Here is a 22,515-nt window from a genome sequence, read left to right on the forward strand (position 1 = left end):
TCACAATAATTCCCGTTTTTTTGGCGTAATAAAAAAGCAGGCCCCTGTGTCGGAGACCTGCCACGTTGTTATCATTGTTTAAGTTAATTTATAGAAGAGAGATACATCTTAGACGATCTTGGTGACTTGCTGCGCCTTGGCATCAAGCAGCTGTGCAGATTCCGCAATGGTTGTAAAATCCTTCAACGCTACCGCAATTTTCTGCTGGCTTTGCTGGGCGTACGCTTCAACTTTCTGAGTTCCGCTGGAAATGTTCTTAATCTCTTTGGTTATGCCTTTTACACTATCGCGGATTTCATTAATGGAATCCCCAACCATAGCAGACAACTTTCTGACTTCCTTGGCTACAACATCGAACCCACGACCGTACTCACCTGCATGTGCAGCTTCGATGGCAGCATTTAGTGCGAGCAGCTGTGTCTGCGATGCAATCTGCTGAATGGTTTTGACAACACCTTGGATCGAGCCTGCTTGCTCCTGCAAATCAGTCAAAGTAGCCCGGTTATTAGCCGAAACTTCTGAAATTTCTGTGATACCGGACAGCAGCTCACGACTGCGCTCAATTCCGATATCCGCATGCTCGTTCATCTCATGTGACATCGTTTTCAATTCATGGACCACAGCCGAGATGTTTTTCTGACGATTGGTAATGTTGGTTGCCATTTTGGAGACACCGAGAATTCTCTCATTAGACTCATCATATACAGGCATATATGTTGCTTCAAGCCAGACGGAGTTGCCACTAGCATCCTTACGCTCGATCTTGTCCTGGAAGCTTACGCCGTTAAAGATACTGTTCCAGAACAACTCATAATCCATGCTGTTTGCGAAATCAGCAAAACATAATTGCCGATGATGCATCCCGTACATCTCATCTACCTGATATCCCATCGTACGAGCAAATGTCTCATTGACATAAGTCACCCGCCGATCCAGATCAAAACGAATGATAGCCAGACTTTTTTCCATGGCCTTAATGACCAGCGCATCCGTGACAACGTCTTTTTTCTTGTCCAACTCTACTATCGGCACTTCATTTCCCCCATATTCTCATGCTTATCGCTTATTTTTTCATAGATTATCCATGTGCAAAATTCAAAAATGGAAATCGGTCTTCTCCAATATTTATGTATTCACGTGATCGTTCTGAACGCTTCTACTATTGATACCCCAATTGAGGACATTTGGATCACTTATTTTTGATTTTCCATAAAAAAATTTTACGTGATCTTATTTTGGTCAACTTAATGGACTAATCCTCATTTTATTATCAACGTGTCAGCACGTAAATGGACAAATACGCACAAAAAAGGACCGTTTCATCCGAAACGGTCCTCACAAGGAGCACTCCCAGCACATCACATGGTTTGGCCTTCCAATCTCTAATCCGTCCTTCCTGCCTTAGGTGTCCAACGTTGATCCTCACTATTCTGGGGATAATCTATGCCGGCCGGGTAGGAGATCAGCTCAATCAACATGCCCCACGGTGCACGTCCATATACAAATTGATTGCCTTCCCCGCCCTCGATTGGGCCGGACAATGCACTGGGATCGGAGAGCAGCTCTCCTCCTGCCTCTGTGAATCGTTTCGCCGCATTCTCCATCTGATCCACATATAAGGCTACATGCTGCACACCGAAGTCTGATGCCCTGGCGGGATCATTATGCTCGGTATTTCCAAACTGAAATAGCTCAATACTGGCGCTCTCCCCGACAGATAACATCCGAATATGAGTGGCCTTGGCTCCAGGTCGAAGCCCCAGCTTCCGTTCTACTTCAGGACCTTCCTGCGGCGGATCCTGGGGCGTAATGTTGTCATATACAAGTCTGGCACCAAATGCCTGCTGCAGAAAAACAGTCGCTTGTTCCACATCCGGCACAGTAATCCCTATATGGTCGATTCCTCTTGTTGTCATACGATCTCCTCATTCCCTATGTAATTCAACATGCTGGTGAGCAACAGCAACTGCTCTTATCTATGTTTTTACACCAAATGAGGAGCAGCATAACCATGCCAGTGATCCGCTATATCCGTAATTATCCGCGAGGCAGCTTATCCGCATATTTGCTGCGCAGTTCAGCAAGCCTCTCCAGCTTGGATAACGCCTGCTCCTTCTGCAATAACCCAACAGCGAGCACCAGCTGCTCCATAAGAAGAAGTGGAGTAACCATGGAGTGGAATTCCCCCAGCTCACCGCGACTCACATAGAAAGACAATTCCGTTGAGAGTCCATATAACAGATCCTCCCGGTCTGTCACAAGTACGGCCTTGCTGCTTACTTCCTTGGCATAATCCAGAATAACCTCTGCTTCAGGCAGCAGACGGGTAAAGCTCATCAGTAGGACCATATCCTCCTGCTGCATGTGCATCAGCGACTCCAGTAATTCATGTCCGCTTCCAGCCAGATGGATGACGGTTAGTCCAAATCTTGATAACCGGAAAGACAGCAGTTCTGCCAAACCAGCCGAGGGCCCGGGCGCATAAATATATACTCTTCTGGCTTCAGCAAGAATGGAAGCAGCATGCTCCAGATCTCCCTGCTTCATATGTGATAATGTCTCCTGCAGATGGGATACCGAGGCTTCCAGCAATTGCACAGGCAGGCTGCTCGTGTCCATGCGGGAGATTGTTTTATTTAATTTGAGTGCAGGTGTCGTGTCCTCGGAGGTTCGCAGCCGGATTTTGAATGCTTTGGCATTGTCATATCCAACAGCACGCCAGAAGCGGGAAACGGTGGCTATACTTACTCCGAGCTTGTCGGCAATTTCCTGCTCCGTCATGAATAATATCTCCTCCGGGTTGCGCTCAACAAAATCGGCAATTTTCAGATGACCAGGTGATAGTTGTTCTTTTTGGGCAAATAAATTCATTCCGGATTCACTCCTTTTCTCGCTCTGCCATCAGTATACCAGCTGGCGTGTGATCAAGGGGTTTATCTATGTAATAAATTTTTCATTTATTTTTATATCTGTAATAAATATTACAATCGATTTACAAATCTCTCCTTTTGCGTTAATACTCTGCCCCTAGACTGTGGCTATGATCAACAACATTCAGGGAGGTATGTATCGATGAAGAAGATGACTGAGCGGTATACGCTGACGTCTTCACAGAAAATGATGGTGTTTGTGCTTTCCATGTCACTGTACGGCTTGTCCAACATGTTTACAGAGCTCATTCCCAAGCTGCAGCTTGGACCGATTGAATTGTCGGTTGAATATTTTGCTTTTATTCCACTGACGCTCTGCATCCTGTTCCATCCCATGATTGCCGCACTCGGTGCTGCTCTTGGTGAAGTCATCTTCGGTGAGCTGATGCTGGGCCAATTCGGCGGACTCGGCGAACTGGAGAAATTCATTACCTTTTCCTTCGCGATGTATGTCGCCGGCCGGATGGTAAGTGATCCCCGCAATCGCAGACAAGTTGGCGTCGCTGCCATGACCGGAGTCATCATTCATCAATTTCTCAGTTCATTGGTTGATATCGGTAAAGTATGGATTGGCGTGGAAGAACTCGAAGCCGTTCCCGGACTTGCCGAAAGTGTTGTGCTAATTGAAGGCGTTGGATTCCTGAACGACGTATTATTCTCGGGTATCCTGTTCGCTCTGCTGCCTACGCTTTACCTTGTTCCTCTTCTCTATGGCAAAATCGAACCACTTCTCGGCATTAAACCTCGTAATCCTGGCATGAAATATGAAGGTGTCGGCTTCTTCCGTCCGAAGCTGTCCCTGATTGGTCTGCTTCTGCTCGCACTGGCTTTTGGCGCGGAATCCCTGTCTGAAATGGACATCAACTTCGCCGTATGGGAAACGGACTATGCCGATCAATACGGCTCAGCGTCGATCTGGATCAGTATTGGTGCCGCTGCATTCATCGCGGTCGTTACACTTTGGATCATGCGCGCAAAACGAAGCAAAAACAAAGCCATTTCAGGTACGGAGAATCGCCCTTATGCCTAATACACATTCTTCCCACCCTGCTTCTTCATCCGATACTGCTATTGCCGTTCATGATGTTACCTTCACCTATCCGGGTTCGGAAGAACCTGTTCTGAACGGAGCCTCTCTGGAGCTCTCCCGCGGAAGCTTCACTGCGATTATCGGAGGCAACGGATGTGGCAAGTCAACGATGTGCAAATTGTTTAACGGCCTGATTCCCCAGTTCTATACGGGTGACTTTGCGGGTGAAGTTCATGTACTGGGAGTCTCAGCGGCTGGGCAAAGTGTTGCAGATCTGTCCAGAAAAATTGGATATGTCTATCAGGATTTTGATAATCAGCTGGTGCGCCCGACCGTGCTCGATGAAGCTTGCTTTGCTCCGCTGAATTACGGACTGGCCAACTATAGGGAGCTGGGTGAACGTGCGCTGACGATGTGCGGTCTGGACTCCATCCACAATCGATACATTTGGGAATTGAGCGGCGGACAGAAGCACCTGCTTGCACTCGCTGGGGCACTATCCATGGACCCGGACATTCTCATCGTGGATGAACCCGTTTCCCAGCTGGATCCACAGCATGCCAGACTCATCTATGAATGCCTCTCTCGGTTGAATACAGAGCACGGCAAGACCATTATTGTCATCGAGCATCATACCGAATTTATCGCTGACTTCTGTGCGGATGTGGTCCTGATGGACAAAGGACGTGTGCTGTGGAATCTGCCAGTCCAGGAAGGTTTGAATCGTATCGCAGACCTGGAGCGTCTAAGCATTCAGCCTCCTGAAGTGACCCGTGCAGCCATTCAGGCTGTTCCATTATTGAAACGAGATCACGCAACCCAACCCGAGCAGCTGCATCATCAGCTCTTTCCAATCACAGTGGAGGAAGCCGCGGTTTATTTTCATAAACAGCACACTGCTGCGATATCCGCACTACTGGCCAATCAGGGTAGACAGCCCCATCCTGCGGAGATCAGGGTACAGTCCCGTTCTGAAGAACATGCACATGCTGCTTCTCTGCCGATTGTTCAATTCAAGGATACACGTCTGCGATATAGAGGGCTTGGCAAAAAAGAACACGAGATTATTCGTGGTGTTAACTTTTCACTCCATGAAGGAGAACGGATCGCCCTGGTGGGCAATAACGGCGCAGGCAAGTCTACACTACTCCGGCTCATGGCCGGCATCAGTCTGCCTCAGGAAGGCAGTGTCCGCGTGCTTGGGGATATCACACATCGTTCATCGTTGGAACAGCTGGCTGGCCGAGTCGCTTATATTTTTCAACATTCTGCCGAGATGTTCATCGAAGACAGTGTGCGCAAAGAGGTTTCATATTTCTTGAGAACCCGCCGCATCCAGGGAGCTGATGAACAAATCGCACATGTACTCGATCGTTTTCGGCTCACCCCGTTACAGGAGCGGGATGCCCGTCTCCTTAGCGGTGGACAACAGCGACGCGTTACCCTTGCGATCGGTGCAGCCATGAAACCTTCTCTTATGCTGCTTGATGAGCCTACCGCCAACCTGGATCTGGCTACCCGAGAGGAACTGATCGGCGTATTGGATGAACTGGATCAGCATGTTCGGACAACGGTGATTGCGACTCATGATATGCAGCTGGTTACCCAATGGGCCAATCGTGTCATCGTACTGCATGATGGACGTGTTGAAGCAGATGGGACACCTGCCGAGGTGTTTGCCGACGAGCCGCTTCTACGCCGCTCTGGACTTGCCCTAACTCAGATGATGGAACTGTCGCATCGGTTGGGTCTATCCGCACTCTGTCCGACTCCCGAGACATTTGTGGAGAACCTTTTGAATCATTCGAATCATTCGTTTACCAAGGAGGAAGACATTGATGCAGCTTGTCCGCAACTGGTTTGACAAAATATCCATTGAACGCATTCAGCTGGAGTTGATGAATACCGTATATGGCAGCGGTCATGCAAGTCTGTCCCGAATTGATCCGCGTGTCATGCTCATCTGGTATCTCTTCTTTGCCATCGTTCCCTGGTTCGTTCATAACGGCACGGTGCTGCTCGGCATGTTCTTGCTCATGGTCACCACGACCATTCTGTCCCGCGCTGCTCCCTTCATCATCATCATTCTATGTCTGGGGCTGATCGGTCAGGTGGGCTGGATGTTTATTATCTCGCTGTTCTTCGGGGGGAACCTGGAATCCGCATTTCCGTTATTACTCCTAACTCTGAAGCTGTCGATCGTATCCCTGGCAAGCATCACTGTCTTTTCGGGTATGGACCCGGAACGAATCGGGGATGGCTTGCTGGCACTCGGAATGCCCGCGGCATTCTCGTTCAGCCTATCGTATGCGTACCGCATCTTGCCTGTGTTGTTTGGTGAATTCCGCAACATTATGCTGTCGTACAGATTGCGGGGGCAGGTCCCTTCCAGCCATGGCTGGTTCTATTGGCGGCTTGTTGTCTACTACATGAAACTGTTTGTTGTATCCTTTTTCCCGTTAATGCTGGCAACCGCCAAACGTTCCCGTACCACTGTGGAAGCACTGGAAACCCGTGGGTTCTCTTACGGAATGAAGAATTCGGATTCAAAACGGCTCAAGCTGGCCCATCTGAAGATTTCCCCACGCGATATCAGTTTTCTTGTCGGGTCAGCGATCTATGTTGCTCTCCTGTTCTGGCTCGGCGCACATTACAAAATTTTGTAATTCATATACTTAACCATTCATGGAATAAAAGGAGTGTCTCGACATGCATATTGATCTTCATACTCACGGCAAATTATCCAAAAACTCTGATTTCTCCGTCGATTACTTTACTGAAATGGTCACCGAGGCCAAAGCCAGCGGACTGGATGCCCTCGCGCTTACCGAACATTTCAACACTCGCCACTTCTACGATGTGTATGAGACACTGGATCGTCTCTACCCCTACAACGGAGAATATTATGACGCGGACGGACTGCGCATTTTCCCAGGGATGGAAGTAGACATTCAGGAGACAGGACATATTTTGCTCATTGGTCAGAAGGAACATATCCTTGCCGTTCGTGCCGGGCTGGAAAATTATACTGCTAAGGGGTCATTTATTCCCTTTGCCAACCTGCTGGATCTGGCCGAAGACTGGCCCATGTTCAAAATTGGTGCACATCCTTTCCGGGAATCAACCCCTCTGTATGAGCTGGACCCAGGTCTGCTTGGACGTCTGGATGCCTTCGACTTGAATGCCAAAGATATGTACAAAACCGGTATCCCTACCTGCCGCAGTCAGGTCGAAACATTCGCCCAATCCCTGGGCAAACCCGTAACGGCCGGAAGTGATACGCACCAATGTCTGCAATACGGCAGTGTGTTTAATGTATTGGACCGTCCTTGTGCCTCTGTTGCCGAACTAAAAGAGCTTATCACTACCGGGCACTACACCGTTGAAATCTCTCCCGATCTTCCTCTTCGCGTCAAAGCCTCGGTAATGCTGAAGAAAGTCATGAAACGTCTTGCCAAGCTGGAAGCCGCCAGCTTGCAGGGGGTTTAATCGCATGGATTATAGATTGGGCCTGCAGGAAACATTTCTGCAGGCCTTTTTTTATCCACCGCCTCTTGAGACCATCTGCCCTCGTCCCTCTGATTCATCTAAGCGTTTTGTCATTGAGCCTGCAGAGACACCGAAGAAAATAGTTGTTGTAGGTGGGGGCCCTTCCGGTTTAGAAGTAGCCCGTGTAGCTGCACTCAAAGGTCATGAGGTTACTTTGTATGAGAAAGAGGCAGCGATTGGCGGACAGGTAACCAGTGCGGCTACGCCGGAATTCAAAGGTCAGCTGCGTGCCTTGATTGGCTGGTATGAACGGCAGTTAGAACAGCTTCACGTGCATATTCATCTAAACCATGAGATCACACCGGATGATCCAGCGCTAAAATCGGCCGATCACATTTTCATTGGGGCAGGGGCCATACCTCTTATTCCCCCAATCCCCGGTATTCATCATGATCATGTCATTGGGGCAATTGAAGCACATTTGCAGAAGGAACTTGTTCGCGGCGAACAGATTGTTATAACTGGTGGCGGTTTAACAGGATGTGACCTGGGACTTGAGCTCGCTATGGAAGGTAAAAAAGTGACCATTGTGGAGATGCGCCCGGAAGCGGGCCAGGATGTGATGTACATTAATCGGGCAGCTCTGATGCCCATGCTGGAAAGTCACGGGGTGACCATACTTGGAGGGCACAAAGTCCTTTCCTTTGAAGCCAATGGTTTATATGCGGAGAATGCGGAGGGTACCAAGGTGTTTATTGAGGCAGATACGATGATTAATGCTTTTGGTATGAGAAAAAATTCAACTGTAGCGGAGCAGATTCGAGCTAAGTTCGAAGCCAAAACCAGCCTTATCGGCGATTGCGTCAAAATTGGTAAAGTAGGTACTGCCGTGCGCTCTGGTTTTTATGCTGCGAGCGCAGTCTAACCGTAACTCGAATAGAGCCAGACTTCGATAAATACGGAGTCTGGCTCTTCGTGTTATCGTATTAGGTTAGCATTCCAATGCAAAACAATAACCCAATCAAAAGCCTGGATGTCTGCCTAGCGCATTGAATAGGATTTTAATCCCGATGCTTCGTGTCCAAAATACCGTAGAAAAACAGATCCTGCGTGATCCGAGCAAGCTTGGACGGCGTTTCGTGCCCCGGCAGCAGCTTGATCAGTGTTAAACGCTCCATGATAGCCAGCAAAGCTTCGGCGAAGAATACCGTATCCAGATCATGCCTGTAATACCCGGCTTGTTGTTCTGCAATCAAATTTTGCTCCATCAAACCCGCAATCTCGGCTTTGATTCTCACCGACTCCGCGGACTGATACAGCCCGATCCGGGTCAGCGCCGGATTCTCTCCGAGATAACGGTAAATCTGCCCCAATGATTCCACGACGGCTTCCTTGAGATCGTCCCTGTTCTTCCCTGCCTCGATATGGCTATCCCGAACGACCTGGATAAGTCCATTTCGAAAACCATCAATCAGCTCTGCAAAAGCTGCTTCCTTGCTCTCAAAATAAAGATAAAATGCAGGCTGCGTTACCCCTGCACGGGCAACGATAGAGCTTATTTTCGCCTGATAGAATCCATTTAACGCGAATTCCTGGGTCGCAGCTTCCAATAGTCGCAGTCTGCTCTCTTTCCCGATAACCCCTTGTTTTCGCACTCCAGTCCTCTGCCCCCTCGCTACTTACACTTGCCTGCCTCTGACGTTAGGCCTCCCTCTAATTATACATAACATCACCATGATGAGTTAATGAAGTAGAGCAAGGTATTCACTCTCCCTATGCTTACAGCGTTAAGTTTACGTTTCCGTTAGATCGATGCGTTCTGAACGCTCATTTTTCTTGTATTGGGTAGGCGATTCGCCCATAGTCTTGGTGAAAAGAATGGTGAAATAATTCGCATTCTGATAACCCAAAACATGTGCGATCTCACTCACCTTCATGTCTGTCTTGGTCAGCAGGCATTTCGCTTCTCCCATTCTTCTGTAGACAATGTAACGGATTGGTGAATCATCATACTTGTGCTTAAACACATGGGATAAGTAGTAAGGGTTCATATGAAAATGCGCTGCGATATCCTGCAATTTCAAGTGCTGTAGGTAGTTCTCATCAAGATATTCCTTGATCCGCACAGCCAGATGATCCGAATCTTGCTTTCGTGAAACATTCGGTTGAACCAACCGCTGTATTAAGGCAAGAAGTGCACCCAGCAGTCCTTCACAGATCTTCTCATAACCTGCCTGTTGATTGGACGATTCCTCATACATGAAGTCAAGCAGCTCGCTGACTCTGTCAGCGTACGCTTCAGTTTTAATATACGGAGAAGCGTTTTCCGAAATGATGCGTTCTCGCCTTGACCCGTCTGAATAGATATTGGCTATTCCACAATAATAAAGGCTGAGTGGACAGACCGGAGAGGTACATTGCTCATGAATGACACCTTGGTTATAGATTAACAAATCGCCTTTTTGCACGGCATAGGGATGTTCGTTAATTTTAATAATGCCTTCCCCATCAGATACATAGACAATTTCACTGATATCCTCATGCATGTGGCTTGGAAAATTCCAATTGGGATTACCGTTGACTCTGCCTATGTACAGCAATCGGGAGGACGTTTCTTTTCTTGTCTCGTTCATTGCTGTCTCCTCCTGCGTCCATGCTTGATCACTCTCTAGCTGTATTACTATACCCTGTTTGCCACAGCAAGATCTATAATTTTTCAGAAAAACAAAGCAAGATCTTTCATTGTCTTCGCCTCTACAATTCCTTATGATGGGTCATGCACCTGCAAATTAATCACATTTCAAGGAGTCGAGATCAATTGAAAAAGCTGATTTTTTATATCATCGCTATTGCGACAGGAGCTCTTCTAAGTTTTGAGGGAGCACTGTATGGAAAACTTGGGGAACAAGTCGGCACGCTGGAAGCTGATTTTTATAATTTCTTCATGGGTGCGATCATCTCACTGATTTTGTTGATTTTCTTCGGCAAAGGAAACCTCTCTGCCATCACCAAATTCCCGAAGTGGAACCTCCTTGGGGGTTTGCTCGGGGTTATCTACTTGCTGGCCTTGGTCATTGGTGTTCCAATTGTGGGCGTAGGAATCTCCATGATTGCCATTGTTGTCGGACAGATGGTGACCAGCATTCTGATTGATCATTACGGATGGCTGGGGAGCAACCGTAAACCGGTTGGGAGCAAACGAATTGCTGCCTTGGTATTGATGCTGGGCGCACTGGCTCTAACTTTATTCTAAGGAGGATCACCATGGGCATAGGTTTATTGATTGTTATCGTTACTTTGATCGGTGGAGCAGTGCTTAGTGCACAGTCCTCCATTAATGGTACCATTAGCCGTAATATCGGCCTGCTGGAGACCGTATTTTTCACTTTTGCGTCAGGTACATTGATTCTGGCCGTACTGATTAATTTTTTTGGTAGTGGACACCTGTTCGACTTGCTTCATGCACCCAAGTTACAGCTCTCTGCTGTATTCATGGGTTTTGGATACCTGTTCCTATCGACTTTTGCTGTAAATAAATTAGGTGTAACACCTGCCAACCTTACGGCAATCGTGGGTCAGATTGTTGCTGGTTTTATTATCGATGCAACGGGACTGTTCGGCAGTGAGCTCATTGAGTTCTCCTGGCAGCGGGCTGTCTCCCTCGTCTTGATGCTCGCTGCACTAGCTCTGATTTTCAGTGAAAAAAATGATGAAGCTCAGGCGTCACAGTTACAAAGGAAATGAGTAAAAAGAAGGATAGGCTCCTGTATTTCTCGATGATCAGGCATCTTTAGATTGTGGGAACATTCCTATACGGGAAAACAAAGAAAGAAGAGCACATTGGTACGGTTACCAGTGGTTCTTCTTTTTTTGTTGCTTTTGATGATATTCTATTGAACCGGGCGAGCAGCCCCCATCCTTAATTTTATGTTAGAAATCGTGCACCGTCACACAGAGCTGAATCGCAATTCCGAACGGATCACGCACAATCCCATAACCTGGGCTAAATTCATTTTGTTCGTAAGGCACCAGCACTTTCACGTTCTCATGTTGTACAAGAGAGGTATACAGTTGATCCATCGTACTTTTATCCTTGGATTGAATACATAGCGATGTACTGTTTCCGAGCTGCCAAGGTCTCTCCGGATCCATTGCCTCCTCTGCAATCATGATCTTGTTTACCCCAATCTCCAGCACCGAATGTGTAATATACTCATCTTGGCCAGCAGGGTATTCGAAGCCCGGGTTCATTTGCTTCATCTCTTTATAACTTTTCTTAAAAAGCACTTTGGCCCCCAAAACCTTCTCATAAAATGCTATGGCTGCTGCCGCATCCCCGTTCATCGACAAAAATGGGATCACTTCAAAATTCATTATCGTTTGCCTCCTTGGTTCGATTGGATTACACTTATCATCATAACAACAAAAGGTGCCAATACATGGCACCATTGAAAGGTTTCTTTATAATGAAAAAATCAGAACGCATGAACCAGATGCTGCGCTTTATCAATCAAAAACAGCAGTTTACCCTGCAGGATCTCATGCAGGAGTTTCAGATCTCCAAACGAACCGCGATAAGAGATATCGCCTCACTCGAAGAACTCGGTGCACCCATCTATGCCGAATACGGGAGGTACGGCGGGTATCGTCTGCTTCAACAGATGCAGCTGCCCCCCATATCGTTTAATACGGGAGAGCTTCATGCCCTTTATTTTGCCATACAGGCCCTTCGAAGCTTCTCTAACCTGCCCTTTCAGGCTACCTTCCGTTCGATTCATGAGAAATTCATAAGCGCGTTATCCGATAAGCAGCGTCTGGAAATCCAGAACATACAGCATCGGGTTTTGTTCAAACATACGGAGCAAATTAAGGATAGTGAGAACCTGGAGTTTCTATTGATGTCCGCTGTACAGAATACAGTGATACAAATTGTTTATCAAAACGCTCGCACGAGCAGACATACCGAGGGCTCGTCTTCAAACGTAACCAGCTCCAATGTCCGTACCATCCAGCCCATTGCCCTGTATGCGATGAGAGGCTATTGGTATTGCCAGGCATATGACCTGCACAAACAAGCATACCGCGTATTCCGATGCGACCGAATCACATCACCCCAACTAACAGATATCGAGCCCTTGGACCATATCAAGGAGGTTTCGCTCCAGGATGCCCATTCGCTCTGGAAGCCAACCGAACAAGCTATTCCCTTTCAATGCCGAATCAATGAAGCGGGAATGGAGCTATTTCAGCAGGAACACTTCCCATCCATGAAACTCGAAGTGTATGCGGAACAGACCTATCTTGTTGGTTCGTATGAACCTCATGAGCTTGAATTTATCATTCGTTATCTTGCGGGCTATGGCAAATCCATTCAGATCATAAAGCCAGCCAGCTTGAAGGGAGCACTGAGACAATATTATCTGGATTTACTGGAGCATGTTTGATTTGAAGTGATTTAATGCTTTCCAAATCCATCCTCGCAAGTAATATCCGTCTGAAGGATGTCGTACAGATTTTGTTTAGCATGTTCCAGCTTCTTCTGAATTTCTTCAATTTCGGATATCTTATCCTGAATAATGCTTCTCTGTTCATTTCGTGTAAATCCGGCTTTGGAGATCATGGATTGAATATCCTGAATCGTAAAGCCAACAGCCAAGCTTTGTTTCACCACATCCAGATGCTGCACGATGCCTGAATCATATACCCGGTAGTTATTTGGGTCTCTCAGAACATGCTCATCCGTGATGATACCTATCTGTTCATAGTAACGGATCGTTGATATAGGAAGGTTTACTCGTTTCGCTACTTCACTAATTTTGATATGGATCGCCCCTCTTCGTGCTCTTGCTATAAAGTATACTTCATAGTTTACACTCCTCATAGTGAGTCGGATGAAAGCCTGAATCCAATCACACAAATATGATCAAGGAGAGATAACCATATGGATACAACCACTGGCCAATCTAACAGAACAAATGATTTCGATAACATCGTCCTGGAACGTCGTTCCGTTAAAGTTTACAATCCCGAGGTGAAAATCAGCCGTGAGGAATTGAGTGAGATATTGGCGAAGGCTTCCCGGGCCCCCTCTGCCATTAACATGCAACCCTGGCGTTTCCTTGTTATTGACAGTGCTGAAGGAAAAGAGAAGCTTGCCCCCCTGGCCTCATTCAACCAAACACAGGCTCTTACCTCATCAGCAGTTATTGCTGTATTTTACGATGCCGAGAACATAGAGTATATGGACGAGATTTTCAGTAAATCAGTCGAATTGGGATACATGCCGCAGGACATCAAGGAAATGCAGGTGCAGCAGGCAAAACCTTATTATGCAAGCATGGGCCCATCCGATCTGCGTGACATGAATCTCATTGACTCTAGCCTTATTAGTATGCAGCTCATGCTTGTTGCCCGTGCCCACGGATATGATACCAATCCCATGGCCGGTTATGATAAAGACCGAATCGCAGAGGTCTTTGGCCTGGACAAAGAGCGATTCCAACCCGTGATGCTGATTTCTATAGGCAAGGCTGTCAAAGAAGGATATCCTTCCTATCGCCTCCCGGTTGATACGATTACTACTTGGGCATAATCAAAAGCTGTTCACAAGAGTGACAGGAGGACGGCCTCCGTATGATAGTACGTTTGTCTCAAAGCTTAATTAGTAACTTACCTGCCAAACCTTAAAGACTTAACAGCATGTACTGACATTCAACCAGAGAAAAACGTTCTATTGTTAGATAACAAAAAGGGTCCTATGACAGTATTTAATGCCATCAGGACCCTTTACTACAGTACAATTACTTTAAATTATCGCTATTAACTTTTACAGATATTTACACTCGGCTGATCAATGCACATGTGTTGATTATATATTATGCGCGTTCTTTTACGACTCATCATCTATCCAATTCAAAAATCTATCTCCCCATATGTGTTCATAAAAGGAAATGGTCTCTTTCGCAGACATCCAGTGATTATCAAAAGTAGAGGTTGCATTACGTATCATGTAATTTTCGTATCCCAGCCCATGAGCAAATTTAATCGTAGCATCCATACAATATTCGGTTTGCGCTCCGCAAAACTCAATACGGTTTACAGTGAATTGGTCCAGGAGGCTTTTCAGGTTTGTGTTATAAAATGAATTCGCATGTATTTTGCGCACAAAAAAGTCTTGCTCTTGAACATCCAGATCGGAATGAATAGCCCATGGTTCCTCTTCAGGTACTAATTCTTCATCACCGTGCTGAACAAAAATGATGGGTTTATCTAATTCTCTATACATAGCAATTCTCCGATTGACTCTATCGAGTAAATTCGGCAACTCATATAAATGATTCTCACCACTGTAACATACGCCATTTTGTAGATCGATCACGATTAATACATCTGCACAAGTCGTCATCATTTTACCTCTTTCATCTTGGAATATGTTTATTTAAATTTGATCGGATGATGAAAAAACTTATGTTCAGTATACTGGATAACAAAAAAAGATGATATGACCAAGTCATATCATCTTTTTTACTTACTATTACATTATATTAGGATTTCATGAATACCATTCACTACTCTTCTCCATTATCAAAACGAGCGATTTACCTCTTACTCAACCGTTACGCTTTTCGCCAGGTTACGTGGTTTATCCACATCGTGACCCAGTGCCAGGGAAGCGTAGTATGCCAGCAATTGCAAAGCAACTACGGACAACGCCGGGCTGAGTAGTGGAAGTGTCTTAGGAATCGCAAACGCTTGGTCTACGGATTTCAGCAAGCTTGCAACGTGCTCTTCGTACGTAATTGCCAGTACATCCGCGCCACGTGCTTTTACTTCCTTGATGTTGCTCACTGTTTTCTCGAGTACGTTCTCTTGTGTTGCCAAGGCAATAACAGGAATACCGTCTTCGATCAATGCCAGTGTACCGTGTTTCAACTCACCTGCAGCGTATGCCTCAGAGTGGATGTAAGAGATCTCTTTCAGTTTCAACGATCCTTCTTGAGCTACCGCATAATCGAGACCACGGCCAATGAAGAAGAGATGTTGATGTTTGGAGATTTGCTCTGCGTATCCTTTGATCGCATCCGCTTGCTCCAGCATGGACTCCACTTGCTCTGGCAATGCCTGCATTGCTGCCAGGGTGTGTGCAATCTCTTCTGCTGTTTGTGTACCGCGCACTTGTGCAAGGTACAGACCAAGCAAGTTAAATGCAATCAACTGTGATGTATATGCTTTGGTGGAAGCAACCGCGATTTCCGGTCCTGCCAATGTTGCAATCACATCGTCTGCATCACGTGCAATGGAGCTGCCCACTACGTTCGTGATTGCCAGTACATGTGCACCATTGGATTGTGCTTCGCGCAATGCAGCAAGCGTATCGGCAGTTTCACCAGATTGGCTCACTACGATTACGAGTGTATCTTTGCCCACGATTGGGGAACGATAGCGGTACTCTGAAGCAACATCTGTTTCAACTGGAATACGCACCAATTGCTCAATCACTGTACGTCCAACGAGACCTGCATGGTACGCAGTACCACATGCAATGATTTGAACGTTACGAATATTTTTGATTTGTTCTTCAGTCATTTTCAACTCAGGAAGTTGAACCTTTTTGCTTTCATTATCAATGCGACCCAGCATAGTATCACGGTATGCTTTTGGTTGCTCATGAATTTCTTTCAACATGAAGTGCTCGAATCCGCCTTTTTCTGCAGTTACAGCATCCCAATCGACACGAATCATTTCCCGAGAAATAAAGTTGCCTTCAATCGTCATCAATTCGACAGCATCATGTGTCAATACAGCCATTTCACCATCATTCAGAATGTACACGTTACGTGTATGTTCCAGAATTGCAGGGATGTCGGAACCAATGAAGTTCTCGCCTTCACCAATACCAATAATCAATGGGCTTGCTTGACGCACAGCTACGAGTTTCTCCGGCTCATGCTCTGTCAATACACCCAGTGCGAATGCACCACGCAACAACGTGATCACTTTTTGCACTGTTTTAACGATATCACCATTGTATTCACGTGCAATCAGGTGAGAGATAACTTCAGTATCTGTCTCGGAAGTGAAAGTATGACCTTGAGCCATCAATTCGTCCTTCAGTTCCAGATAGTTCTCGATGATACCGTTGTGAACCACAGAAAATTTCTGGCTTCCATCCGTGTGTGGATGGGAGTTTTCATCCGATGGTTTACCATGAGTTGCCCAACGTGTGTGTCCGATTCCGGCATTACCTACCAGTGGTGCACCATCCAGCTTGGCTTCAAGGTTCGCAAGACGACCGAGAGCTTTCGTGATTTGCAGACCCTCCGGTGTGAATACCGCGATACCTGCAGAATCATAACCACGATACTCGAGCTTTTTCAATCCTTCGACCAATACCGATTGAGTGTTCTTATTACCAATATATCCAACAATACCGCACATAGTTTAGTTCCTCCGTTTGTATATGAATACTGCGTCACGAAGAAAAACGGCTGTCGCGGCATATCGAAAAAATGAATGATTGCCTAAATGTATCATGAATACCTGTTACCTATTCAATTATCAATGATCAGACCGGCCTCTTGCCGCTCTTCAGTCATCATAAGATGTTATGAATGCAATCATGAATGTACATCATTTTTCCGTCCGCGCACCTATTTAGCTCTTCGCGCACATTCATTTGAATTTTAGTTTATTCTTGCACCTACCGGCGCGTTGTGTGGACAGTCACCCATCCATTTTCCGCAATCCGGTTTACGGCTATGGTGCATCACCGGGAGGTCCCCGCCGAACAATCCGAACACCTCCACCTCGTCAGCTTGATTGCCGTCGATCCTGATCAGTGAATCTCGAGTTCCGAGATCCATACCGTTCAAAATCCTTCCCGCGCAACTTCAAGCTCTGGCGCTTGTGTAACTAATACCTTACGATCCTCACTTTCTGTGTCTGAATGACGACTCCACTCATTATATGCACGTCAGGTTCATTTTGCAATGGAGCAAAGTACCTGTGACCAAATCAGCATATTTACCCACAATCCCGACCTGATTATCAGACCTTTGGCCTTGCCAGTCGGGACGCGGGATTTCTGTTCTTGCTTCAAGCATATACCCTTTATTATAACATTCTATGATGGCAATCCCACAGTGGGAATGTGTACACAAAATGTATATCTAAGGTGTTAAACCAGTTCCTTTTTCACCACGTCTGCAATCTGGGATACAAACTGCTCCAGTTCACCTTTATCTGGTCCTTCTGCCATAACACGAATCAGAGATTCTGTACCAGACGCCCGAACAAGAACACGTCCATTATCGCCTAGCTGTTGTTCTACTGTAGCAATGGCCTGCTCGATGGCAGCATTACCTTCGTATTTGCTCTTGTCTTCCACACGTACGTTGACCAGAACTTGTGGGTATTGAGTCATTAGTGATTTCAGAACGCTCAGCTTCTTGCCCGATGCCTTGAGGGTATCCACGAGTTGAATAGCTGTCAGCATGCCATCTCCGGTTGTATTGTAATCCAGGAAAATAACATGGCCAGACTGCTCACCACCCAGATTATACCCACCGCGGCGCATCTCCTCCATCACATAGCGGTCGCCCACAGCCGTTTTAGCTGTTTTCAGTGCAAGTTTCTCCGTCGCTTTATAAAATCCGATATTACTCATGACGGTGGATACCACTGTACTGTCTTTTAGCTTGCCTGCACGATTCATCGCATCACCACAGATGCACAGAATGAAGTCTCCATCAACCTCTGCACCCGTTTCATCAATGGCAATCAGACGATCCGCATCTCCATCAAAAGCCAGACCCAGATCTGCTTTATGTTTAAGCACTTCTTGTTTCAGATGCTCCGGGTGTGTGGAACCACATTGCTCATTGATATTCAGGCCGTTAGGCTCAGCACCAATTGCAATGACTTCCGCCCCAAGCTCTGCAAACAGTTTTGGTGCAAGCTCATAAGCTGCTCCGTTTGCACAGTCGAGTACAATTTTAAGTCCAGAGAACGACTCGGTTACGGTTGTTTTCAGGTATTCGAGATAACTGTAGCGCGATTGCTCATCCACTGTTACGGTACCCAATCCGCCGCCAACAGGACGTGGCAATTGATCCGTTTCAGCATCCATCAGTTCTTCGATCCGGTTCTCCGTCTCGTCAGATAATTTGAAGCCGTCCCCGCCAAAAAACTTGATTCCGTTATCTTCTACCGGATTATGGGAAGCCGAAATCATGACTCCTGCATCGGCTTTAAGCAGACGTGTAATATAGGCCACTCCCGGAGTGGATACAACGCCCAGACGGATGACATCTGCACCGATGGATAATAGACCTGCAACCAGCGCAGATTCCAGCATCAGTCCCGAGATCCGGGTATCCATACCGATAACCACTTTGGGTCTCTCTACGCCGCCAGCAAGCACGTAACCACCACATCGACCGATGCTGTAAGCCAGCTCCGCCGTTAATTCTTTATTGGCAACACCTCTTACACCGTCTGTACCAAAATATTTCCCCATGATCTAACTCCTTTTATTCGCATCATATAAGAGCATCAAATATTTATTTTTATCAAATCAATCTGAATCATTACGGATTTGAGCCATTGGTGCCGCTGCTACCGCTGCTGTTACCCGAGTTCCCTTTATTCGTTGCATTGCCTTGCTGGGTTTGCTGCTCCTGATTATCCGTATTCGATTCTGTCGTTTCCCCTTCATCAGGTGCAGGATCCGTTTCCCCATTCTCCACTTCTGCAGGTGAAGGCTCCGGTCCGGCATTGCCTTCATCCGTGGGTTCTTCGCTTGGGGGAACCGTCGTATCCTCTGCTTTTTCACTGATCTTGACTGTAGCGCTCAATGGAGCAGAGGTACCATCCAGCTCAGCAAAACGGGGCAATTCAGCATCCAGCTGCACATCATGTGTCCCGGCGGCAAGCCCCTGAAGATCTGCCGTCAGCTTGATATCCTCGCCACTCAGACCTTCAAGCATACTCGGAGAACCCTTCAGTGTAAGATTTATACCGCCGCTCTTTGGCGTGACCAGTGCAGCTTCCAAACCATTCCCCACACCCGTAAGGGTTATGGGGACATTGGGAAAGACCTTTGTTGTCTCCTCTGTCTCATCATAAGGTGACACAGTAACCTTGATCTGAATCGAACTAGGCTCGATTTTCTCAAAACCCGGAGGCGGCGTCAAGTCCACGTTAACTGTCGATGTTCCTGCCTCTTCAAATTGTGTCAGATCCAAGGTAACTTGGTCGTAGGCCTGTATACCCGCAAGCGCCTCATCCGTACCGTAAACCGAGACTTCTTTCACGTTTGGTTCCACACTGGACAGTACCAATCCCTCCGGCAGCTGTCCTGAATATTTGATTCTTAAGGGTACTGATTTATAGGGCTGATTAACCGGAATGCGAACTTCAACGGTCTGCGGCGTAATGACTGCATTTTCAAGTACTTTGCCTTCTGCATCATATGCCTGCAGTTTCACCCTTTTTTGCGTTACATCATCCTTTGCATCCTTCACACTCACACTGCCCTGTACCTTCGCTACGGCGTCCAACTGCCCTTCGGGAAGAGTTACCTTCACCGGACCTGTTGGCTCAACGACAGGCGTCCCAAGGCTGTAACCAGCGGATGGATCTCCTTCGGGTACAATATTCACATTGAAGGATTTGGTGCCCAATTTTTCAACATTGACTGTAACCATGGAAGGCTCCATGCTAACCACCTCGACGCCAGAAGGCAGATCGGGAACGAGCGGCAGCGTATTGGAGCCATCTTTGACCTGACTCAGGTCAACGAGTACCTTATAATCGTCATTTGTAAATATGGAAGTTAACATGGAACGCTGTCCTTTGATCTCCAGTCGTACCTCATCCGTACTTAATGAAGTGAGCACATACGAGTTGCTGTCAAGGCCATAAGGCTGAACGGGTACGGTACGCTCTACCACCTTGTTGGTTGTACCTGTAGCAATCGTTGGCGTGGTAGGAACTTCATCCAGATGAATCATAAACCAGAGCAGCAAACTGACTGCAAGCGCAAGAACCTTGGCAAAGTTATTATTGTTGAACCATTTATCCATTACTTCGTTCCCCCCTTCCGTTTCCAGAAAGAAGTCCAGTTATTCTTTTTGTTTAGATTGGATGTTGGACGAAGCTCTTCATATAGCTTGGCGATCAGCGACTCTTCCTTAATGTCACGAACGACCTGTCCATTCATCGCCAGCGATACTTGTCCAGTCTCCTCCGAGACAACCAGACAGATCGCATCGGCTACCTCCGTAATACCAATTGCAGCACGGTGGCGTGTTCCAAGTTCCTTGCTAATAAACGGATTCTCGGATAAAGGCAAATAACATGCCGCTGCAGAGATCTGTTTGCCTTGGATAATAACAGCCCCATCATGGAGCGGTGTATTTGGGATAAAGATATTGATCATCAGTTCCGAGCTAACCAACGATTGCATCTGAATCCCGGATTCCGTGTAATCGTTCAGGCCCGTTTCCCGTTCGAAGACAACAAGAGCACCGATTTTACGACGGGACAAATAATTCACAGACTTAATAATCTCGCCAATTAACACCGTTAATTCTTCATCGCTGGCTGCTGCGGAGCGTCCGAACAATTTACCACGTCCCAGTTGCTCCAGACCTCGGCGCAGTTCCGGTTGAAATATAATAAAGACGGCTACCACACCAAATGTAAACATCTGGTTCATGAGCCATTTGAGCGTATACAGGTTTAGCCACGTACTTAGTGCCCAGATCACCACAAGGAACAGAATGCCCTTAAGCAGCTGTACTGCACGTGTACCCCGTACAAGCAAAATCAGTTTGTACATAATATAGGTAACAATCAATATATCGATAACGTCCTTAATGGACTCTTTCCACGTTAAGTCAGCAAAATAGTTCATAAGCTAGCCCCCGCTATCCCCATTGATGAGTAAACCCTGATCTCATATTAACCCATTAGGATTTTATATAATCCATGGTCTTAGCTTTTGCACATCCGACACAGACAAGCTTCCGGCCGTATAGTTGGAGGGGAAGAAAGTTCCCCGGTACAACAATGTATAGATGAATATAACCATTTCATTCTATTCTTGCCGCTTGGAAGACGGTCTTTGGATAGATGCAAAATGCTTATCTATATGTAGTAGTATGTTCTCTTTAGTATCTAGGTTATAACGATAACGTTCAGGTTGCAAGTTACGGCAGTCACAAACTGCGCAGAAACAACACAAATACCATAAATTACAATGTCGACAATAAAAAAAGAGTACCCCATGCAAACTGGAGGTACCCTGCTTGGTATATACCATTGAAGAATTCACCCTGTCCTAGCGGTAAGCCACTTCATTCACCATATTGGTTATTTTGTACCAGAACCAGTCCAGCGCCTGATCAATGCTTTTCACCTGACCGGAAATATGCGCCGTCGAAGCTTGATACAGTTGTCCGTCGATCACCGTCAGATTGCCATCTACATCACCATATACCTGGGCGGTACCATTCTCTATCGTAAGATCGCCCGCAATTGACTTGCCTTGAGGAACAATTACCGTGTTTCCTTCAATGACGATCTGGTCCAGATTATTCCCCTTAACGACCATTTCGTTATTCTGATCCCAGAAGCTCCAAGCGCTAAAGAGCATCACGACCAAAAAGAAGGCTGCCGCCGTCAGCGCGGGATGTCCTTTGACCCATTTGAGCCATACCTGTTGTCTCTTGGGCTGGGGCAGAGCATTCATAATACGATTGGTCAGCTCATCCGAGGCAGACGGTGAATAATGTTTCATGGCAAAGAGCAGCATTTCCGTCTGTTCCAACTCTTTAAAGCGCATGCGACACTCCGGACAGGTAACAAGGTGACCTTTCAGTTCTACCTTCTGGGCCGGGGACAACGACTCATCCAAACATTCATGCATTAAAGAGACGGCCGAGTTGCAATCCATATGAGAGCCAATCCTTTCTTAGATCACTTAGTCCATGCATCTTCAAATACCACGCATAAGACTTGCATACATTACATACGCATCCGTTCCGGATATGTTTCAAATAA

22 protein-coding genes are annotated in these 22,515 nt (G+C 46.6%); 9 read left to right on the plus strand and 13 right to left on the minus strand.

Translation table 11 applies throughout. From position 1 onward, the window contains the following. Nucleotides 1-108: 108 nt before the first annotated feature. The 3 genes from MHB82_RS26140 to MHB82_RS26150 all read right to left on the minus strand — a co-directional run bounded on the left by MHB82_RS26140 (nucleotide 109) and on the right by MHB82_RS26150 (nucleotide 2,871). Complete coding sequence (locus MHB82_RS26140) at nucleotides 109-969, minus strand: methyl-accepting chemotaxis protein (protein WP_445671272.1); 861 nt, start codon at nucleotides 967-969, stop codon at nucleotides 109-111. Nucleotides 970-1,382: 413 nt separating this feature from the next. Further along, nucleotides 1,383-1,916 carry a VOC family protein gene (locus tag MHB82_RS26145; RefSeq protein ID WP_341176206.1) on the minus strand — a complete coding sequence of 178 codons (534 nt, stop codon included), beginning with the start codon at nucleotides 1,914-1,916 and terminating at the stop codon, nucleotides 1,383-1,385. Nucleotides 1,917-2,037: 121 nt separating this feature from the next. After that, a complete protein-coding gene (locus MHB82_RS26150; protein ID WP_095361694.1) occupies nucleotides 2,038-2,871 on the minus strand; it encodes a MurR/RpiR family transcriptional regulator in 834 nt (277 codons plus the stop codon). Between the two features lie 201 nt (nucleotides 2,872-3,072). Here MHB82_RS26150 and MHB82_RS26155 point away from each other — a divergent pair, with 201 nt between their 5' ends. Genes MHB82_RS26155 through MHB82_RS26175 form a run of 5 tightly spaced genes read left to right on the plus strand, consistent with a single transcriptional unit; the run spans nucleotide 3,073 to nucleotide 8,374 of the window. Continuing rightward, nucleotides 3,073-3,960: a cell division protein FtsQ gene (locus tag MHB82_RS26155; RefSeq protein WP_341176207.1), complete on the plus strand. Its 888-nt coding sequence runs from the start codon at nucleotides 3,073-3,075 to the stop codon at nucleotides 3,958-3,960. Continuing rightward, complete coding sequence (locus tag MHB82_RS26160; RefSeq protein WP_341176208.1) at nucleotides 3,953-5,824, plus strand: ABC transporter ATP-binding protein; 1,872 nt, start codon at nucleotides 3,953-3,955, stop codon at nucleotides 5,822-5,824. The genes MHB82_RS26155 and MHB82_RS26160 overlap by 8 nt, the downstream gene beginning before the upstream one ends. After that, the gene (locus MHB82_RS26165; protein ID WP_341176209.1) at nucleotides 5,799-6,626 is read left to right on the plus strand and encodes an energy-coupling factor transporter transmembrane component T family protein; all 828 of its coding nucleotides are present in this window, start codon (nucleotides 5,799-5,801) and stop codon (nucleotides 6,624-6,626) included. Before MHB82_RS26160 ends, MHB82_RS26165 begins: the two co-directional genes overlap by 26 nt. 43 nt (nucleotides 6,627-6,669) lie before the next feature. Beyond that, complete coding sequence (locus MHB82_RS26170; protein ID WP_341176210.1) at nucleotides 6,670-7,449, plus strand: PHP domain-containing protein; 780 nt, start codon at nucleotides 6,670-6,672, stop codon at nucleotides 7,447-7,449. Between the two features lie 4 nt (nucleotides 7,450-7,453). Beyond that, nucleotides 7,454-8,374, plus strand: a complete 921-nt coding sequence (locus MHB82_RS26175) for an FAD-dependent oxidoreductase (RefSeq protein ID WP_341176211.1) — start codon at nucleotides 7,454-7,456, stop codon at nucleotides 8,372-8,374. A gap of 136 nt (nucleotides 8,375-8,510) precedes the next feature. Here MHB82_RS26175 and MHB82_RS26180 read toward each other — a convergent pair whose 3' ends face one another. Together MHB82_RS26180 and MHB82_RS26185 are read right to left on the minus strand one after the other, a co-directional pair. Continuing rightward, entirely contained in the window at nucleotides 8,511-9,104 is a 594-nt protein-coding gene (locus tag MHB82_RS26180) for a TetR/AcrR family transcriptional regulator (protein WP_341176212.1), read from the minus strand. A gap of 138 nt (nucleotides 9,105-9,242) precedes the next feature. After that, nucleotides 9,243-10,082: an AraC family transcriptional regulator gene (locus MHB82_RS26185; RefSeq protein WP_341176213.1), complete on the minus strand. Its 840-nt coding sequence runs from the start codon at nucleotides 10,080-10,082 to the stop codon at nucleotides 9,243-9,245. A gap of 185 nt (nucleotides 10,083-10,267) precedes the next feature. On the opposite strand from MHB82_RS26185, the gene MHB82_RS26190 reads away from it, so the two are divergent. Together MHB82_RS26190 and MHB82_RS26195 are read left to right on the plus strand one after the other, a co-directional pair. Continuing rightward, nucleotides 10,268-10,702: a DMT family transporter gene (locus tag MHB82_RS26190; protein ID WP_239304776.1), complete on the plus strand. Its 435-nt coding sequence runs from the start codon at nucleotides 10,268-10,270 to the stop codon at nucleotides 10,700-10,702. An 11-nt stretch (nucleotides 10,703-10,713) separates the two neighbouring features. Next, complete coding sequence (locus tag MHB82_RS26195; RefSeq protein ID WP_341176214.1) at nucleotides 10,714-11,193, plus strand: DMT family transporter; 480 nt, start codon at nucleotides 10,714-10,716, stop codon at nucleotides 11,191-11,193. A 186-nt stretch (nucleotides 11,194-11,379) separates the two neighbouring features. Here the strand turns inward: MHB82_RS26195 and MHB82_RS26200 are convergent, their stop codons facing one another. After that, a complete protein-coding gene (locus MHB82_RS26200) occupies nucleotides 11,380-11,823 on the minus strand; it encodes a VOC family protein (protein WP_341176215.1) in 444 nt (147 codons plus the stop codon). 92 nt (nucleotides 11,824-11,915) lie between these two features. Here MHB82_RS26200 and MHB82_RS26205 point away from each other — a divergent pair, with 92 nt between their 5' ends. Then, the gene (locus tag MHB82_RS26205) at nucleotides 11,916-12,893 is read left to right on the plus strand and encodes a helix-turn-helix transcriptional regulator (RefSeq protein WP_341176701.1); all 978 of its coding nucleotides are present in this window, start codon (nucleotides 11,916-11,918) and stop codon (nucleotides 12,891-12,893) included. A gap of 11 nt (nucleotides 12,894-12,904) precedes the next feature. Here the strand turns inward: MHB82_RS26205 and MHB82_RS26210 are convergent, their stop codons facing one another. Beyond that, complete coding sequence (locus tag MHB82_RS26210) at nucleotides 12,905-13,330, minus strand: MerR family transcriptional regulator (protein ID WP_341176216.1); 426 nt, start codon at nucleotides 13,328-13,330, stop codon at nucleotides 12,905-12,907. Nucleotides 13,331-13,390: 60 nt separating this feature from the next. On the opposite strand from MHB82_RS26210, the gene MHB82_RS26215 reads away from it, so the two are divergent. Further along, entirely contained in the window at nucleotides 13,391-14,041 is a 651-nt protein-coding gene (locus MHB82_RS26215; RefSeq protein ID WP_341176217.1) for a nitroreductase family protein, read from the plus strand. A gap of 297 nt (nucleotides 14,042-14,338) precedes the next feature. Here MHB82_RS26215 and MHB82_RS26220 read toward each other — a convergent pair whose 3' ends face one another. The 6 genes from MHB82_RS26220 to MHB82_RS26245 form a co-directional block, all read right to left on the minus strand. After that, nucleotides 14,339-14,854 carry a cysteine hydrolase family protein gene (locus MHB82_RS26220; protein ID WP_341176218.1) on the minus strand — a complete coding sequence of 172 codons (516 nt, stop codon included), beginning with the start codon at nucleotides 14,852-14,854 and terminating at the stop codon, nucleotides 14,339-14,341. Between the two features lie 200 nt (nucleotides 14,855-15,054). Continuing rightward, the gene (gene glmS, locus MHB82_RS26225) at nucleotides 15,055-16,887 is read right to left on the minus strand and encodes a glutamine--fructose-6-phosphate transaminase (isomerizing) (protein ID WP_110821615.1); all 1,833 of its coding nucleotides are present in this window, start codon (nucleotides 16,885-16,887) and stop codon (nucleotides 15,055-15,057) included. Between the two features lie 739 nt (nucleotides 16,888-17,626). Further along, nucleotides 17,627-18,967, minus strand: a complete 1,341-nt coding sequence (gene glmM, locus MHB82_RS26230) for a phosphoglucosamine mutase (protein WP_341176219.1) — start codon at nucleotides 18,965-18,967, stop codon at nucleotides 17,627-17,629. A gap of 70 nt (nucleotides 18,968-19,037) precedes the next feature. Further along, nucleotides 19,038-20,534 carry a CdaR family protein gene (locus tag MHB82_RS26235; protein ID WP_341176220.1) on the minus strand — a complete coding sequence of 499 codons (1,497 nt, stop codon included), beginning with the start codon at nucleotides 20,532-20,534 and terminating at the stop codon, nucleotides 19,038-19,040. Further along, a complete protein-coding gene (gene cdaA, locus MHB82_RS26240; RefSeq protein WP_341176221.1) occupies nucleotides 20,534-21,367 on the minus strand; it encodes a diadenylate cyclase CdaA in 834 nt (277 codons plus the stop codon). The genes MHB82_RS26235 and cdaA overlap by 1 nt, the downstream gene beginning before the upstream one ends. A gap of 426 nt (nucleotides 21,368-21,793) precedes the next feature. Beyond that, complete coding sequence (locus MHB82_RS26245; protein WP_095361676.1) at nucleotides 21,794-22,408, minus strand: zf-HC2 domain-containing protein; 615 nt, start codon at nucleotides 22,406-22,408, stop codon at nucleotides 21,794-21,796. Nucleotides 22,409-22,515: the final 107 nt, after the last annotated feature.

Source organism: Paenibacillus sp. FSL K6-2862, from assembly GCF_038005125.1.
GTDB classification, from domain to species: domain Bacteria; phylum Bacillota; class Bacilli; order Paenibacillales; family Paenibacillaceae; genus Paenibacillus; species Paenibacillus illinoisensis_A.

Excerpts from the sequence above, each read along its gene's own strand:
- MHB82_RS26145 (WP_341176206.1), bottom strand. The coding sequence starts at position 1,916 with ATGACAACAAGAGGAATCGACCATATAGGGATTACTGTGCCGGATGTG.
- MHB82_RS26200 (WP_341176215.1), bottom strand. The coding sequence starts at position 11,823 with ATGAATTTTGAAGTGATCCCATTTTTGTCGATGAACGGGGATGCGGCA.
- MHB82_RS26215 (WP_341176217.1), top strand. The coding sequence starts at position 13,391 with ATGGATACAACCACTGGCCAATCTAACAGAACAAATGATTTCGATAAC.
- MHB82_RS26160 (WP_341176208.1), top strand. The coding sequence starts at position 3,953 with ATGCCTAATACACATTCTTCCCACCCTGCTTCTTCATCCGATACTGCT.
- MHB82_RS26195 (WP_341176214.1), top strand. The coding sequence starts at position 10,714 with ATGGGCATAGGTTTATTGATTGTTATCGTTACTTTGATCGGTGGAGCA.
- MHB82_RS26185 (WP_341176213.1), bottom strand. The coding sequence starts at position 10,082 with ATGAACGAGACAAGAAAAGAAACGTCCTCCCGATTGCTGTACATAGGC.
- MHB82_RS26140 (WP_445671272.1), bottom strand. The coding sequence starts at position 969 with ATGGAAAAAAGTCTGGCTATCATTCGTTTTGATCTGGATCGGCGGGTG.
- MHB82_RS26210 (WP_341176216.1), bottom strand. The coding sequence starts at position 13,330 with ATGAGGAGTGTAAACTATGAAGTATACTTTATAGCAAGAGCACGAAGA.
- MHB82_RS26170 (WP_341176210.1), top strand. The coding sequence starts at position 6,670 with ATGCATATTGATCTTCATACTCACGGCAAATTATCCAAAAACTCTGAT.
- cdaA (WP_341176221.1), bottom strand. The coding sequence starts at position 21,367 with ATGAACTATTTTGCTGACTTAACGTGGAAAGAGTCCATTAAGGACGTT.
- MHB82_RS26235 (WP_341176220.1), bottom strand. The coding sequence starts at position 20,534 with ATGGATAAATGGTTCAACAATAATAACTTTGCCAAGGTTCTTGCGCTT.
- glmM (WP_341176219.1), bottom strand. The coding sequence starts at position 18,967 with ATGGGGAAATATTTTGGTACAGACGGTGTAAGAGGTGTTGCCAATAAA.
- MHB82_RS26155 (WP_341176207.1), top strand. The coding sequence starts at position 3,073 with ATGAAGAAGATGACTGAGCGGTATACGCTGACGTCTTCACAGAAAATG.
- MHB82_RS26150 (WP_095361694.1), bottom strand. The coding sequence starts at position 2,871 with ATGAATTTATTTGCCCAAAAAGAACAACTATCACCTGGTCATCTGAAA.
- MHB82_RS26245 (WP_095361676.1), bottom strand. The coding sequence starts at position 22,408 with ATGGATTGCAACTCGGCCGTCTCTTTAATGCATGAATGTTTGGATGAG.
- MHB82_RS26220 (WP_341176218.1), bottom strand. The coding sequence starts at position 14,854 with ATGACGACTTGTGCAGATGTATTAATCGTGATCGATCTACAAAATGGC.
- MHB82_RS26175 (WP_341176211.1), top strand. The coding sequence starts at position 7,454 with ATGGATTATAGATTGGGCCTGCAGGAAACATTTCTGCAGGCCTTTTTT.
- MHB82_RS26165 (WP_341176209.1), top strand. The coding sequence starts at position 5,799 with ATGCAGCTTGTCCGCAACTGGTTTGACAAAATATCCATTGAACGCATT.
- MHB82_RS26205 (WP_341176701.1), top strand. The coding sequence starts at position 11,916 with ATGAAAAAATCAGAACGCATGAACCAGATGCTGCGCTTTATCAATCAA.
- glmS (WP_110821615.1), bottom strand. The coding sequence starts at position 16,887 with ATGTGCGGTATTGTTGGATATATTGGTAATAAGAACACTCAATCGGTA.